This window comes from Streptomyces sp. NPDC033178 (genome assembly GCF_055577685.1).
The window spans coordinates 74,378-88,512 of the sequence record NZ_JBVIPT010000005.1 but is presented as its reverse complement, the minus strand read 5'-3'; the positions used below and the strand labels follow the sequence as shown (position 1 = coordinate 88,512).

Here is a 14,135-nt window from a genome sequence, read left to right as displayed (position 1 = left end):
TGCTGTGGTCCGACTTCTTGGCGACGTTACCCGAGCCTGGGGCGGACTCCGAGTACCGCAGTACCGACGCGCACATGTGTCGCTCCGGCTGCCACGGCCTGTTCGAGGTCCGCACTCATCCCTGCCGAGACCATGTTCGCAGCCGGATGGGCGCTGCGCACGTCAGTCGACAAATCCATCAGCCGCTCGAACGCCGCCAGTTCACGCCCCGCGTACGGTCCGGTGAGCGGGGCGACGGTCATCAGTCCGTCGAGCCTCAGCCCCGGGGCCCCGGCCACGAGACCGGCCAACTCCTCGACACCGCCAGTCCCTACACCACCGCGCTCCCCCCGTCCGGTCTCGTCGGCATCGAGCGCGACCTGGATGAGACACCCCAGCTCACGCTCCTGCCGCACCGCCTCCTTGGACAGTGCGGTGACGAGCCGGGCCCGGTCCACGGACTGCACGACATCCGCGTAACCGACCACGGAACGCACCTTGTTGGTCTGCAACTGACCGACAAAGTGCCAGGAGAGGGGCAGATCGGAGCAGGCCTCGGCCTTGGGTGCCGCATCCTGGTCGCGGTTCTCGGCGACGTGGCGCACACCGAGTTCCGACAGGATCCGCACATCGTCGGCCGGGTAGGTCTTGGTGACCACGATCAGGGTCACTTCTTCGCGCTTGCGCCCGGCGGCCACACACGCCGCCGCGATACGCTCTTCCACTTTCGCCAGGTTTCCGGCGAGTTGAGCCTTACGGTCCGTCATGCCCCATCAGTCCAGCCACACATAGCCCGCGAGCCGACCCGTGGTGCGGTCGCGGCGGTACGAGAAGTGATCATCGGACTCCAGCGTGCACACCGGCGACTGCTCCCGGTCGCGCACCCCGAGCCGCTCCAGTTGCGCGTGCACCCCCGCGGTCACGTCGACCGCCGGCGTGCCCCAACTCGTCTCGGCGTACGCCGCGGGCTCGACGGCGGCCACTTCGGCGCGCATCGCTTCCGGTACTTCGTAGCAGCGGCCGCAGACGGCGGGGCCGGTGCGGGCGACGATCCGGGCGGGCTCGGCGCCGAGTTCGACCATGGCCGCGACCGCGGCGGGCACGACACCGGCGATCATGCCGGGCCGTCCCGCGTGGGCACCGGCCACGACACCGGCGACGGGGTCGGCGAGCAGTACGGGCGTGCAGTCCGCGGTGAGCACCGCGAGCGCGAGGCCTCGGCGCTTGGTGACCACGGCGTCCACCTGCGGCACCGGACGGTCTCCCCACGGCTCGTCGACGACGGCGACATCGGGCCCGTGCACCTGGTTCATCCAGACGACCAGATCGGGGTCGACGCCGAGCGACTTGGCGGCCAGCTCCCGGTTGGCGCGTACGGAGTCGGCGCCGTCGCCGACCGCACCGCCGAGATTGAGCTCCTCGTACGGAACGGCGCTCACCCCGCCCCACCGGTCGGTGAAGGCGAAGTGCGCGCCGCTCACGGTCTCGCGCTGTCGTATCACTTGAGGAAGTCCGGCACGTCCAGCTCTTCGGCCGCGCTGTCCGAGTACGTGCGCGACGGCGGGACCGGCGGGGAGACCGACGGCAGTTCGTTGCTCACCGGCTCCGGAGTGGGCTCCGGGGCCTCCTTCGGCGTGACGCTGCCCAGCGAGCCGAAGGACGGGCGACTGTCGCCCGACCGGGCCGGTGTGGGCTCGTCGCGCTTGGCGGAGGAGGAGCCGAGGACGGTATCCCGCTTGGACGGGGGCTGGCCGCCGTCGAAGCCGGCCGCGATGACGGTGACCCGGACCTCGTCGCCGAGCGCGTCGTCGATGACCGCGCCGAAGATGATGTTGGCCTCGGGGTGCGCGGCCTCGCTCACCAGCTGGGCGGCCTCGTTGATCTCGAACAGGCCGAGGTCGGAGCCGCCGGAGATGGAGAGCAGCACGCCTCGGGCGCCGTCGATGGACGCCTCCAGGAGCGGCGAGGAGATCGCCATCTCGGCCGCGGCCACCGCGCGGTCGTCGCCGCGGGCCGAGCCGATGCCCATGAGCGCCGAACCCGCCTCGGACATCACGGACTTGACGTCGGCGAAGTCGAGGTTGATCAGACCGGGCGTGGTGATGAGGTCGGTGATGCCCTGAACACCGGAGAGCAGGACCTGGTCCGCCGACTTGAAGGCGTCGAGGACCGAGACCTGGCGGTCCGAGATGGACAGCAGCCGGTCGTTGGGGATGACGATGAGGGTGTCGACCTCTTCGCGGAGTTCCGCGATGCCGTCCTCGGCCTGGTTGGCACGGCGCCGTCCCTCGAAGGTGAACGGACGCGTGACCACGCCGATGGTGAGCGCGCCGAGCGAGCGGGCGATGTTGGCCACGACGGGTGCGCCGCCGGTGCCGGTGCCGCCACCCTCACCGGCCGTCACGAAGACCATGTCGGCCCCCTTGAGGACCTCCTCGATCTCCTCGCGGTGGTCCTCCGCCGCCTTGCGGCCGACGGCCGGGTTGGCTCCGGCGCCGAGTCCGCGGGTGAGTTCGCGGCCGACGTCGAGCTTGACGTCGGCGTCGCTCATCAACAGCGCCTGGGCGTCGGTGTTGATGGCGATGAACTCGACACCCTTGAGACCGACCTCGATCATCCGGTTGATGGCATTGACACCACCGCCGCCGACACCGATGACTTTGATGACTGCGAGGTAGTTCTGCGGTGCTGCCACGTCGAAGGCCTCTCGCCTCGAGTTACGTGTCGCCGCCTCGCACGTTCGCGATCCGACGACTGATGCCGAATGGGACGGTCCGAACGCCGACCCGAACCCTAACGCTGAAGTTTAGGGTTACCAGTGTGTCTGTTCCTTGGACTCTTCCGAACAGGACACTAAGTCGACAAGTGGCGCACGTTCAACGAACACGCCGAACCTCCCGTTTTTCTTTTCACCCTATGTGATCAGCCGTAGCGCTGCCCAACCAGGGTGCTGGCCTGCGCGGATGTGCGTCAACTCCCCGATGACGCAGGGGCGGTGGGAACGCTGACATCGAAGTGCCGCGCCTCTGGAGCGGCTTTCATGAGAGCGCTGAGCGTACGGGCCTTGACGCCGCTCTTCTCGCCACTTCCCCACAAGACGGTCCGGTTGCCGCTCAACTCCAGCGAGATGGAGTCGTACGAACGGACCTTGACGACCTGGGTGTCACGCGCGACCGCGGCCGGAAGGGAACCCGTGACGCGCACCGCCTCACGCATCAGCCGGTCGGTCCCGAAGCGGCGCAGGCCCGCGGACCGGGACACCGCCAATTCCAGCGCGGGAACGCCCTTCGGGGCGCGCGAAACCGTGGCATAACGCACGCCCTTGGCGTCCACTTCGACGAACTTTCCGCCCTTTTCGGCAATGAGAACCGGAGTGCGTTCGATCACTTTCAGCCCGATTCCATGGGGCCAGGAACGGACGACGTCAACCGAGTCAATTCGGGGCAATTTCCGGCGGAGTCTCGCCTCAATCACATCGGTGTCGACTGAAATCAACGGCGATCCGACCGGAACGTCGGCCGCCTCGACGACCTGATCGGGCGTCAGGACCCGTGTCCCCGAGGCCGATACGCGCTCCACGCGCAGCCACTGCGAGCCGTAGAGCACCCAGAGACAGCCCGCGGCGAGCAGGGCGAGGCAGACAACCGGAATGATGAGCCTACGAGGCTTCGGGAGCCTCCTGAGAAGGGGTGGCCGGGGCGGGCCGGAGGCCGGATCCTGTCGGTCTTGCCGTTCGCCGCGTTCGGCGGTGGTCGGTCCGGCCACGCTCCCCTGCCTTCTGCCACGCGCTAACGGCGTGACGCGATCGCCTCGTACACCATCCCGACGAGCAGGTCGTCGGCGTCCCGGCGGCCGAACTCGGAGGCGGCGCGGGACATCTCGAACAGCCGGTGCGGATCGGCGAGCACGGGCAGGACGTTGGTCTGCACCCACTGCGGTGTCAGTTCCGCGTCGTCGATCAGCAGTCCGCCGCCCGCCTTGACCACCGGCTGGGCGTTGAGCCGCTGTTCGCCGTTGCCGATGGGCAGCGGGACGTAGACGGCGGGGAGCCCGACGGCGGAGAGTTCGGCGACGGTCATCGCGCCCGCGCGGCAGAGCATCATGTCGGCCGCGGCGTACGCGAGGTCCATCCGGTCCACGTACGGTACCGGGATGTACGGGGGCATCCCCGGCATCTGGTGGACCTGCGGCAGTTCGTTCTTCGGGCCGACCGCGTGCAGGATCTGGATACCGGCCTGCTGGAGGTACGGAGCTGCCTGCTGGACCACCTCGTTGAGGCGGCGGGCGCCCTGCGAGCCGCCGGAGACCAGCAGGGTCGGCAGGGCGGGGTCGAGCCCGAACGCGGCGCGCGCCTGCGGGCGTACGGCGGCCCGGTCGAGCGTGGCGATCGAGCGGCGCAGCGGGATGCCGATGTAGCGGGCGTCGCGCAGCTTGCTGTCCGGTGTGGAGACGGCGACCCGGGCGGCGTACCGCGAACCGATCTTGTTGGCGAGGCCGGGGCGGGCGTTGGCCTCGTGGATCACGATCGGCACGCCGAGGCGCTTGGCCGCGAGGTAGGCAGGCAGGGCGACATAGCCGCCGAAGCCGACGACCGCGTCGGCCTTGGTGCGCTCCAGGATCTGCTCGGCCGCCTTGATCGTGCCGCGCAGCCGTCCGGGGACGGTGATCAGTTCGGGGGTGGGCTTGCGCGGCAGCGGTACCGCGGGGATCAACGCGAGTTCGTAGCCTCGCTCTGGTACGAGTCGGGTCTCGAGTCCGCGCTCCGTGCCCAGGGCCGTGATACCCACGGTCGGGTCCTGCCTGCGCAGGGCGTCCGCGAGGGCGAGCGCGGGCTCGATGTGGCCGGCGGTCCCCCCACCGGCGAGTACGACATGCACCGAAATTCACCGCTCTCCGGACGAACGCGCCGCGGCGCGCCGTCGCATCGTGTTCCATCTCCGAGGCCCCGCGGCCCCTGCGGAGCCTCTCACCGCAGCCCGCTTTCTGCCAAAGCGGGGTTGCCGCATCGCAAGCGCCGCCCGCGCAGCGGGATCCTCACGCGCGAAAGCGATGAGGAGCCCGATGGCGAACATGGTCGGAAGCAGGGCGGAACCCCCGTAGGAGAACAGCGGGAGAGGAACGCCGGCGATCGGCAGCAGGCCGAGCACCGCACCGATGTTGATCACGGCCTGGGCCGTGATCCAGGTGGTCACGCCTCCCGCGGCATACCTCACGAAGGGGTCCTCCGTGCGTCCGGCCACGCGGATACCCGCATAGCCTAGAGCCGCGAAGAGTGCGAGTACCGACAGCGTCCCCGCGAGGCCCAGTTCCTCACCGGTGATGGCGAAGATGAAGTCGGTGTGGGCTTCGGGCAGTTGCCCCCATTTCTCCACACTGGCGCCGAGGCCGGAGCCGAAGAGCCCGCCGGAGGCGAGGGCGTAGATGCCGTGCACGGCCTGCCAGCAGTCGACGGGGCCCGACTGGGGTTCGGTGGCCCCCAGACAGGAGAGGCGGGCCATGCGGTTCGGGCTGGTCTTGATGAGGATGAAGCCGATGGTCAGGGCGACGGCGAGGACGCCCCCGAAGAGCCGTGTGGGCGCCCCCGCGAGCCACAGCAGCCCGAACAGGATCGCGGTGAGGATGATCGCCGTGCCCATGTCGCCGCCGAGCATGATCAACCCGAGCAGCATGAAGGCCACCGGAACGAGCGGCACCAGCATGTGCTTCCACTGCGCCAGCAGCCGCTTGTCCTGTTTGCGGGCGAGCAGGTCGGCGCCCCACAGGACGAGGGCGAGCTTGCCGAACTCGCTGGGCTGGAGCTGGAAGGGGCCGCCGACCGAGATCCAGTTCTGGTTGCCGTTGACCGCGACTCCTATCCCCGGCACCTGGACGAGGATCATCAGGAAGACCGAGCCGAGCAGCATCGGGTAGGCCAGCGCCCGGTGCAGCTTGGACGGCATCCGTGAGGCGGCGAGCAGCAGCAGACCGCCGAGCACGGCGGCGAGGAACTGCTTGCGGAAGAAGTACGACCCGGGCAGCGACAGCTGGAGCGCGGTGATCTGCGAGGCCGAGTACACCATCACCAGACCGAGGACGGTGATCAGGAGGCTGCCGCCGAGGATCAGGTAGTAGGCGGTCAGCGGCCGGTCCCAGGCACGGCGTACACGCGTGTAGAGGCGTCCTACGGGGTTGTCACGAGGGGGGCGGGGCCCGGAGGGCCGGCGAGGGGCGCGCTGGACGGGAGGACGCCCGGTACGGCTACTGGACATCGGCGGCACCTGCCATGCCGCGGGAGGGCGTCCCGCCGGAAGTCTCCCCGTGCCGTTCTCGCGGGATCCCTCCGGGCCGTTCTCGCGGGATCCCTCCGGACCGTTCGCCCGGGATCCCCCCGGACCGTTCGGGCACTGGGGGCGGGACGGGCCGGCACAGTGCCGTGCCATCGGTGGAGTGCCACCGACGAAGCCCCAGCCGGATCCGTGTCACGCGTCCCTCCCAGGTGTGCCCGGCGCCGCCGGGCGAGGCGGACCCGGGTCAGCCGTCGACGGCGCCGAGTTCGCGAACCGCCTCCGCGAAAGCGTCGCCGCGCTTGTTGTAGTTGGTGAACATGTCCATGGACGCACAGGCCGGCGCCAGCAGGACAGTGTCCCCCGGTTCGGAGAGCCGTGCGGCCTCACGAACCGCCGCGAGCATCGCCCCAGTGTCGGTCCGGTCGAGGTCGACCACGGGTACTTCCGGCGCGTGTCGCGCGAGCGCTTCACGGATGAGGGCCCGGTCGGCGCCGAACAGGACGACGCCCCGCAGTCGCTTTGCCGACTTGGCGACCAGTTCGTCGAAGGTCGCGCCCTTGGCGAGCCCGCCGGCGATCCACACGATCGACTCGTACGCCGCCAAAGAGGCTTCCGCCGCATGCGTGTTGGTGGCCTTGGAGTCGTCGATGTAGGCGACCCGGTCCACGTCGGCCACGTGCTGGATGCGGTGGGCGTCGGGCTTGAAGGCCCGCAGACCGTCCCGTACGGCCGCGGCGGGCACCCCGAAGGCGCGGGCCAGGGCCGCCGCCGCAAGGGCGTTGGCGATGTTGTGCGGGGCGGGCGGGTGGACGTCCGCGATCTCGGCGAGTTCCTGGGCCTGCTTGTGCCGGTCCTCGACGAAGGCGCGGTCGACCAGGATGCCCTCCACGACGCCGAGTTGGGACGGGCCAGGTGTGCCGAGCGTGAAGCCGACCGCCCGGCAGCCCTCCTCGACGTCCGCCCCGCGCACCAGGTCCTCGGTGGCCTTGTCGGCCATGTTGTAGACGCAGGCGACCCGATTGCCCTCGTAGATACGTCCCTTGTCGGCGGCGTACGCCTCCATGGAGCCGTGCCAGTCGAGGTGGTCCGGGGCGAGGTTCAGGACGGCGGCGGAGTGGGCGCGCAGCGAGGGCGCCCAGTGGAGCTGGTAGCTGGACAGCTCGACGGCCAGTACGTCGTAGGCGTCGTCGCCTTCCTGGACCACGTCGACGATCGGGGTGCCGATGTTGCCCACGGCGGCCGTACGAAGGCCCGCGGCGGCCAGGATCGAGGCGAGCATCTGTGTCGTGGTGGTCTTGCCGTTGGTGCCCGTGATGGCGAGCCAGGGGGCGGCGTCGGGGCCGCGCAGGCGCCAGGCGATCTCCACGTCGCCGACGACGTCCACGCCCGCCTCCGCGGCGGCCTGGAAGAGAGGGCTCGTCGGCTTCCAGCCCGGCGAGGTGACCACGAGGTCGGTGCCCTCGGGAAGCGTCTCGGCGTCCGCGAGACGCACCGAAATGCCTTCCCCCTCAAGGGAGGCGGCCCGCTCCCGGTGTGCCTCCGAGGAGCCCCCGTCGACGACCGTGACCGACGCGCCGAGGCCGGCCAGGGCGCGGGCGGCGCTGATGCCGCTCACGCCGAGACCGGCGACGGTGACGTTCATGTTCTGCCAGTCGGGCGCGGTGGTCACTTCTGGGCTGCCCATCCGGCGTAGAAGAGGCCGAGTCCGACGATCACGCACATGCCCTGGATGATCCAGAAGCGGACCACCACAAGGACCTCGGACCACCCCTTGAGTTCGAAGTGGTGCTGGAGCGGTGCCATTCGGAAGACGCGCTTGCCGGTGAGGCGGAACGAGCCGACCTGGATGACGACCGACATGGTGATCAGGACGAAGAGACCGCCGAGCAGCGCGACCAGCAGCTCGGTGCGGGAGCAGATCGCGAGGCCGGCGAGCGCGCCGCCGAGGGCCAGCGAACCGGTGTCACCCATGAAGATCTTGGCGGGCGAGGTGTTCCACCACAGGAAGCCGAAGCAGGAGCCCATGAGGGCGGCGGCGACGACCGCGAGGTCCAGCGGATCTCGTACCTCGTAGCACGCGGCCGGGTTGGTGAGGGTCTGCGCGTTGGCGCAGGACTCCTGGAACTGCCAGACACCGATGAAGGTGTAGGCGCCGAACACCATCGTCGCGGCGCCGGTGGCCAGGCCGTCCAGACCGTCCGTCAGGTTCACGCCGTTCGACATCGCGAGGATCATGAACAGCGCCCAGACCACGAACAGCACCGGGCCGATGGACCAGCCGAAGTCCTGCACGAAGGAGAGCCTGGTGGAGGCCGGGGTGTTGTTGCGGTTGTCCGCGAACTGCAGCGAGAGCACCGCGAAGGTGACACCGACGATCAGCTGACCGGCCATCTTCGCCTTGGCCCGCAGGCCCAGCGAACGCCGCTTGACGATCTTGATGTAGTCGTCGAGGAAGCCGACCACGCCCATGCCCGTCATCAGGCCGAGCACCAGCACTCCGGAGAACCTCGGCGGCTGGCCGGTGATGACTTTGCTGAGGAAGTACGCCAGGAGCGTGGCCAGGATGAAGGCGATACCGCCCATGGTCGGCGTACCGCGCTTGGCGTGGTGCTCGCGCGGGCCGTCGTCGCGGATGTACTGGCCGTAGCCCTTGCGGGCCAGCAGCTTGATCAGCAGAGGGGTGCCCACGAGAGTCAGGAAGAGGCCGATGACTCCCGCGAAGAGGATCTGATTCATCGGACGGCAACCTCACCCTCGGTGCCCTCGACCAGCGCCTCTGCGACCCGCTCCAGGCCGACCGACCGGGACGCCTTCACGAGTACGACGTCTCCCGGGCGCAGTTGACTGCGCAACAGGTCGATCGCCGCCTGTGTGTCGGACACGTGCACCGACTCCTCACCCCACGAACCCTCGTTATATGCGCCCAGTTGCAGCCAGGACGCTTCCCTGCCCCCGACCGCGACGAGCTTGCCGACATTGAGCCGGACGGCGAGCCGTCCGACCGCGTCGTGCTCGGCGAGCGCCTCGTCCCCGAGCTCGGCCATCTGACCGAGCACCGCCCAGGTCCGCCGCCCCTTGCCCATGGCCGCGAGCGCGCGCAGGGCGGCTCGCATGGACTCGGGGTTCGCGTTGTAGGCGTCGTTGACGACCGTCACGCCGTCCGGGCGCTCGGTGACCTCCATCCGCCAGCGGGAGAGGGTGCCCGCCTCGGAGAGCGCGGTGGCGATCTCGTCTGCGGACATGCCCAGCTCATGGGCGACGGCGGCCGCGGCGAGCGCGTTCGACACGTGGTGCTCACCGTACAGGCGCATGGTCACGTCGCTGCACCCGGAGGGTGTGTGAAGCCTGAACGCGGGCTGTCCGCTCCCCGTGAGCGTCACGTTCTCGGCCCGTACGTCCGCTTCGCCGGACTCTCCGAAGAGGATCACGCGTGCTTTCGTCCGCGAGGCCATGGCTCGTACGAGGGGATCGTCGGCGTTCAGGACCGCCACGCCGCCGGCTTCTGCCGGGGGCAGGCCCTCCACCAACTCGCCCTTGGCCTGGGCGATTTGCTCGCGGCCGCCGAACTCGCCGATGTGGGCGGTGCCGACGTTCAGGACGAGGCCGACCTTCGGGGGCGTCAGACCCGTGAGGTACCGGATGTGTCCGATGCCGCGGGCCCCCATCTCCAGGACCAGGAACCGGGTCTCCTCGGTGGCGCTGAGGGCGGTGAGCGGCAGCCCGATCTCGTTGTTGAGCGAACCCGGCGTGAAGACCGTCGGCGCCTTGCGCTGCAGCACCTGGGCGATCAGGTCCTTGGTGCTGGTCTTGCCCGCAGAGCCGGTGAGGGCCACGAGGGTCGCGCCGAGCCGCTCGACGACATGGCGTGCGAGGGCGCCCAGGGCCGTCTGGACGTCGTCCACGACGATCGCGGGCACGCCGACGGGCCGTGACGCCAGCACGGCCGCCGCGCCCGCCTCGACGACGCTCGCCGCGAAGTCGTGACCGTCCACGCGCTCGCCCACGAAGGCTACGAAGAGGCTGCCTGGCTCCACCTCACGGGAGTCTCTGACGACCCGTCCGGTGACCTGGACCGACGGATCCGGTATGTCGTGTGTCTGCCCGCCGACGACTGAGGCGATCTCGGCGAGAGAGAGGGCGATCACAAGTTCATCCCTGGGTCTTCTGGATAGCTTCGCGAAGCACCTGGCGGTCGTCGAAGGGACGGACCACTCCGGCGATGTCCTGGCCCTGCTCATGACCCTTGCCCGCGACCAGCACCGTGTCGCCCGGCTGTGCGCGGGCGACGGCCGCGGCGATCGCGGCGGCCCGGTCCTCGAAGACCTGGACCTCTCCGCGCTCGTACGCAGGCACCTCCGCGGCACCCGCGAGCATCGTGGCGAGGATCGCGAGGGGGTCCTCGGAGCGGGGGTTGTCCGATGTCAGTACGGCGGTGTCGGCGAGCCGGGCAGCAGCGGCGCCCATGGGCATCCGCTTGGTCTTGTCCCGGTCCCCGCCGCAGCCGAGGACGATGTGCAGTCGGCCCTCGGTGACCTTGCGCAGGGCCCGCAGCACGGACTCCACGGCGTCCGTCTTGTGCGCGTAGTCGACCACCGCGAGGTACGGCTGTCCGGCGTCCACGCGCTCCAGCCGCCCCGGCACGCCCGGTACGGCGGCGATGCCGTCCGCGGCGGTCTGCGGGTCGAGCCCCGCGACAGCCAGGGAGACGATCGCGGCGAGGGTGTTGGCGACGTTGAAGGGGCCCGCGAGCGGCGACTTGGCGGTGATGCGCTCGCCCTTGGGGCCGACCGCGACGAAGACCGAGTCCATCGGGCCGACCTGGACCTCCTCGGCCCGCCAGTCGGCGTCCGGGTGGCCCTCCGCGGAGAACGTCACCACGGGCACCGTGGCCTCCTTGGCGAGCCTGCGTCCGTACTCGTCGTCGAGGTTGACCACACCGAGCCGACTGCGTTTCGGCGTGAACAGCTGTGCCTTGGCCCGGAAGTAGTCCTCCATGTCGGAGTGGAACTCCATGTGTTCCGGGCTGAGGTTGTTGAAGACCGCGATGTCGAAGACACAGCCGTCGACCCGGCCGAGGACCAGCGCGTGGCTGGAGACCTCCATGGCGACCGCGTCGACGCCGCGCTCGCGCATGACGGCGAACAGGGCCTGAAGGTCGGTCGCTTCGGGGGTCGTGCGCTCCGACTTGATGCGCTCGTCGCCGATGCGCATCTCCACGGTGCCGATGAGCCCGGTGCTGCGGACCGTCTTCAGACCGCCCTCGACGAGGTACGCCGTCGTGGTCTTGCCGGACGTGCCGGTGATGCCGATCTGGAGCAGGTCGCGGCCGGGGTGGCCGTAGATCGAGGCTGCCAGCTCGCCCATCTGCCCGCGCGGGTCCTCGACGACGAGGACCGGCAGACCGGTGGCCGTCGCGCGCTCGGCACCCGTCGGGTCGGTCAGCACGGCGACGGCGCCGAGGCCGGCCGCCTGCGTCACGAAGTCGGCGCCGTGCATCCGGGCACCGGGCAGCGCGGCGTACAGGTCGCCGGGGCGCACGGCCCGGGAGTCATGGGTGATGCCCGTGACCTCGACGGCGCTCTGCGCGCCCTGCGGCGCCGGGTCCGCCATCTGATCGGCGACTACCGCCACGAGCTCCGCGAGGGGTGTGGCGGAGTTCTGAACCGGTCGCGGCGGCCCCGGATATGTCACAGGAACGCCCTTCTGGGTGGTTTGGGACTGATCAGCGTGTGGCACGGCGGTGAGCGTACCGGGCACACCCCCGCCGGAGCGAAGCGAGGGGCGTGGCGGAGTGTGCGGCGTGCCGCGGTTCCCGGGGTCGGGAGTGATCGTTGTCACGAGCTGTTCCTGGTCGGTGATCCGGGGTGCTGGAGCATGGCGTTCCGGTCGGTGCCGATGACGGCCCGGCCGGGGGTGGTCGGGGCTGGTCAGGTCTGGTCAGGGCGTGAAAGTGACGGGAAGTCTGGCGGCCTGGGCCCCGGTGGGCGGCACCTGGAGGGTCTTCAGGGCGAACTCCAGGACCTCCTTGTAGACGGGCCCGCAGATCTGACCGCCGAAGTAGCTCCCCTTGGTGGCGTTCTGGATCGCGCAGTAGACGGTCACCCGGGGGTTGTCCGCGGGCGCGAATCCGGCGAAGGAAGAGGTATAGCCGTGGTAGCGGCCGGTGGCCGGATCCACACGGTTGGCCGTGCCGGTCTTGCCCGCGACGCGGTAGCCGGGGATACGCGCCTTGGTGCCCGTACCCTCCCGGTCGTCCACGACGGACTCCAGCATCTGCGCCAGGGTCTTCGCCGTCTTCTCGCTGACGACCCGCGTCTCCTTGGGCTTGGCGGCCGGGGTGAAGCGACCGTCGGGACCCTTCGTGCCGCGGACGAGCGTCGGTTCGATCCGTACACCGCCGTTGGCGATCGTCGAGTAGACGGAGGCCGCCTGCATCGCGTTGATCGACACGCCCTGGCCGAAAGGAATCGTGTACTGCTGCGAGGTCGACCACTGGCCGGCGGGCGCGAGGATGCCCTTCGTCTCGCCGGGGAAGCCGAGACCCGTGTAGTCGCCGATGCCGAACTTGCGCAGGTACGAGTAGAGGACCTGGTTGGCCTCCTGCTGCGTCTTGCCCAGCTGGCCGGTCGCGAGGATGGTGCCGATGTTGCTGGACTTGGCGAGGACGCCGTTGAGCGTCAGGTACCAGGTCGGGTGGTCGATGTCGTCGCGGAAGAGCCGGTCGCCGCGGTGCAGCCGGTTGGGCACGGTCACGTGCGTCGCGGGTGTGGCGGCGTTCTCCTCCAGGACGGCGGCCATCGACATGACCTTGGCGGTCGAGCCGGGCTCGTAGGCGTCTTCGAGGCCCCAGTTGTGCAGGGCGTTCCCGTCGGCCTTGGAGAGGTCGTTCGGGTCGAAGCCGGGCGAGTTGGCCATCGCGAGGATCTCGCCGGTCTTGTTGTCCTGCACTATGACGTACCCGCGGTCCGCCTTGGACTCCTTCACCTGCTCGGCGATGGCGTTCTGGGCGGCCCACTGGATGTCGCGGTCGATGGTCAGCTCGACCTCGGAACCGGCCACGGCGGGCTTCTCGGTGGAACCCGCGGTCGGCACCTGGCGGCCGCCGGACTGGGCGTAGCGGATCTCGCCGTCCTTGCCCGACAGCTCCTTGTTCAGCTGCTGCTCGATGCCGCCGCCGCCCTTGCCGTCGGCGTTGACCCATCCCACGATCCCGGCGCCGAGCTCGCCGTTCGGATAGACCCGCTTGCTGCTGGGCTCCTGGAGGACGCCCGCCAGGACGTTCACCTCCGACCCGTCCTCGCCCGCCTTTTCGGCGAGAGTGCTCTTCAGGTCCTTGATCTGCGTCCAGACCTGGGGGGTCTGGCGCCGGGCGAGCACGACGTACCGGGTGTTCTTGGTCCGGAGCTTCGCGGCGAGTTCGTCGGGATCCTTGTCGAGGATCGGGCCGAGCAGGGCGGCGGCCTGCTCGGGGGCGTCGCCGATCTTCGTCGCCTTCCGCGTGAAGAGCGTGGGGTCGGCGGTGATGTCGTTGGCGTCCACGCTGATCGCCAGGTCGACGCCGTTGCGGTCGGTGATCCCGCCGCGCTCGGCGGCCAGCGTGCGGCTGAGGTACCGGTTCTTCTCGGCCTTGGCCGTGTACTCGCTCGCGTCGACGGCCTGCACCTGGAGGAGCCGGACGACGAAGGCGATCAGTACGAGGGCCAGGGCGAGGCTGACCAGGCGCAGCCGCGGGCGGGGGCTGCCGAGGCGGATGACGCGCGGGCCCTGGCCCCGGGAGGGAGCCGGGCGGCGGGCGGGGCGTGCGCCCGGCCCCGGCCGCCGCTGGCTGCCGGGCCGTACGGGCCTGGCGGGCGAGGGCACCCGGCGGCGCGGGGGTTCCCTGTCGGACAC

General features: G+C 70.1%; 11 protein-coding genes. All 11 read right to left on the bottom strand.

Annotated elements, in window-relative coordinates:
* Positions 1-26: 26 nt before the first annotated feature.
* Positions 27-746, bottom strand: coding sequence for a YggS family pyridoxal phosphate-dependent enzyme (locus tag ACZ5VQ_RS13980; protein ID WP_469105083.1), 720 nt, complete (start codon positions 744-746; stop codon positions 27-29).
* 6 nt (positions 747-752) lie between these two features.
* A complete protein-coding gene (gene pgeF, locus ACZ5VQ_RS13975) occupies positions 753-1,481 on the bottom strand; it encodes a peptidoglycan editing factor PgeF (RefSeq protein ID WP_469105082.1) in 729 nt (242 codons plus the stop codon).
* Positions 1,478-2,674, bottom strand: coding sequence for a cell division protein FtsZ (ftsZ, locus tag ACZ5VQ_RS13970; protein WP_055612099.1), 1,197 nt, complete (start codon positions 2,672-2,674; stop codon positions 1,478-1,480). The genes pgeF and ftsZ overlap by 4 nt, the downstream gene beginning before the upstream one ends.
* A 275-nt stretch (positions 2,675-2,949) precedes the next feature.
* On the bottom strand, positions 2,950-3,744 hold the full coding sequence (locus ACZ5VQ_RS13965) for a cell division protein FtsQ/DivIB (RefSeq protein ID WP_469105081.1): 795 nt from the start codon (positions 3,742-3,744) through the stop codon (positions 2,950-2,952).
* Positions 3,745-3,767: 23 nt separating this feature from the next.
* Positions 3,768-4,856, bottom strand: coding sequence for an undecaprenyldiphospho-muramoylpentapeptide beta-N-acetylglucosaminyltransferase (gene murG / locus ACZ5VQ_RS13960; protein ID WP_143637845.1), 1,089 nt, complete (start codon positions 4,854-4,856; stop codon positions 3,768-3,770).
* A gap of 6 nt (positions 4,857-4,862) precedes the next feature.
* Positions 4,863-6,227 carry a putative lipid II flippase FtsW gene (gene ftsW, locus ACZ5VQ_RS13955; RefSeq protein ID WP_200398830.1) on the bottom strand — a complete coding sequence of 455 codons (1,365 nt, stop codon included), beginning with the start codon at positions 6,225-6,227 and terminating at the stop codon, positions 4,863-4,865.
* A 262-nt stretch (positions 6,228-6,489) separates the two neighbouring features.
* Positions 6,490-7,929: a UDP-N-acetylmuramoyl-L-alanine--D-glutamate ligase gene (gene murD, locus ACZ5VQ_RS13950; RefSeq protein WP_469105080.1), complete on the bottom strand. Its 1,440-nt coding sequence runs from the start codon at positions 7,927-7,929 to the stop codon at positions 6,490-6,492.
* Entirely contained in the window at positions 7,911-8,981 is a 1,071-nt protein-coding gene (gene mraY, locus ACZ5VQ_RS13945; RefSeq protein WP_469105079.1) for a phospho-N-acetylmuramoyl-pentapeptide-transferase, read from the bottom strand. The genes murD and mraY overlap by 19 nt, the downstream gene beginning before the upstream one ends.
* Positions 8,978-10,390: a UDP-N-acetylmuramoyl-tripeptide--D-alanyl-D-alanine ligase gene (locus ACZ5VQ_RS13940; protein WP_469105078.1), complete on the bottom strand. Its 1,413-nt coding sequence runs from the start codon at positions 10,388-10,390 to the stop codon at positions 8,978-8,980. Before ACZ5VQ_RS13940 ends, mraY begins: the two co-directional genes overlap by 4 nt.
* 4 nt (positions 10,391-10,394) lie before the next feature.
* On the bottom strand, positions 10,395-12,083 hold the full coding sequence (locus tag ACZ5VQ_RS13935) for a UDP-N-acetylmuramoyl-L-alanyl-D-glutamate--2,6-diaminopimelate ligase (protein WP_469105077.1): 1,689 nt from the start codon (positions 12,081-12,083) through the stop codon (positions 10,395-10,397).
* A gap of 99 nt (positions 12,084-12,182) precedes the next feature.
* Positions 12,183-14,135 carry a peptidoglycan D,D-transpeptidase FtsI family protein gene (locus tag ACZ5VQ_RS13930; RefSeq protein ID WP_469105076.1) on the bottom strand — a complete coding sequence of 651 codons (1,953 nt, stop codon included), beginning with the start codon at positions 14,133-14,135 and terminating at the stop codon, positions 12,183-12,185.

Excerpts from the sequence above, each read along its gene's own strand:
- murD (WP_469105080.1), bottom strand. The coding sequence starts at position 7,929 with ATGGGCAGCCCAGAAGTGACCACCGCGCCCGACTGGCAGAACATGAAC.
- ftsW (WP_200398830.1), bottom strand. The coding sequence starts at position 6,227 with ATGTCCAGTAGCCGTACCGGGCGTCCTCCCGTCCAGCGCGCCCCTCGC.
- mraY (WP_469105079.1), bottom strand. The coding sequence starts at position 8,981 with ATGAATCAGATCCTCTTCGCGGGAGTCATCGGCCTCTTCCTGACTCTC.
- ACZ5VQ_RS13980 (WP_469105083.1), bottom strand. The coding sequence starts at position 746 with ATGACGGACCGTAAGGCTCAACTCGCCGGAAACCTGGCGAAAGTGGAA.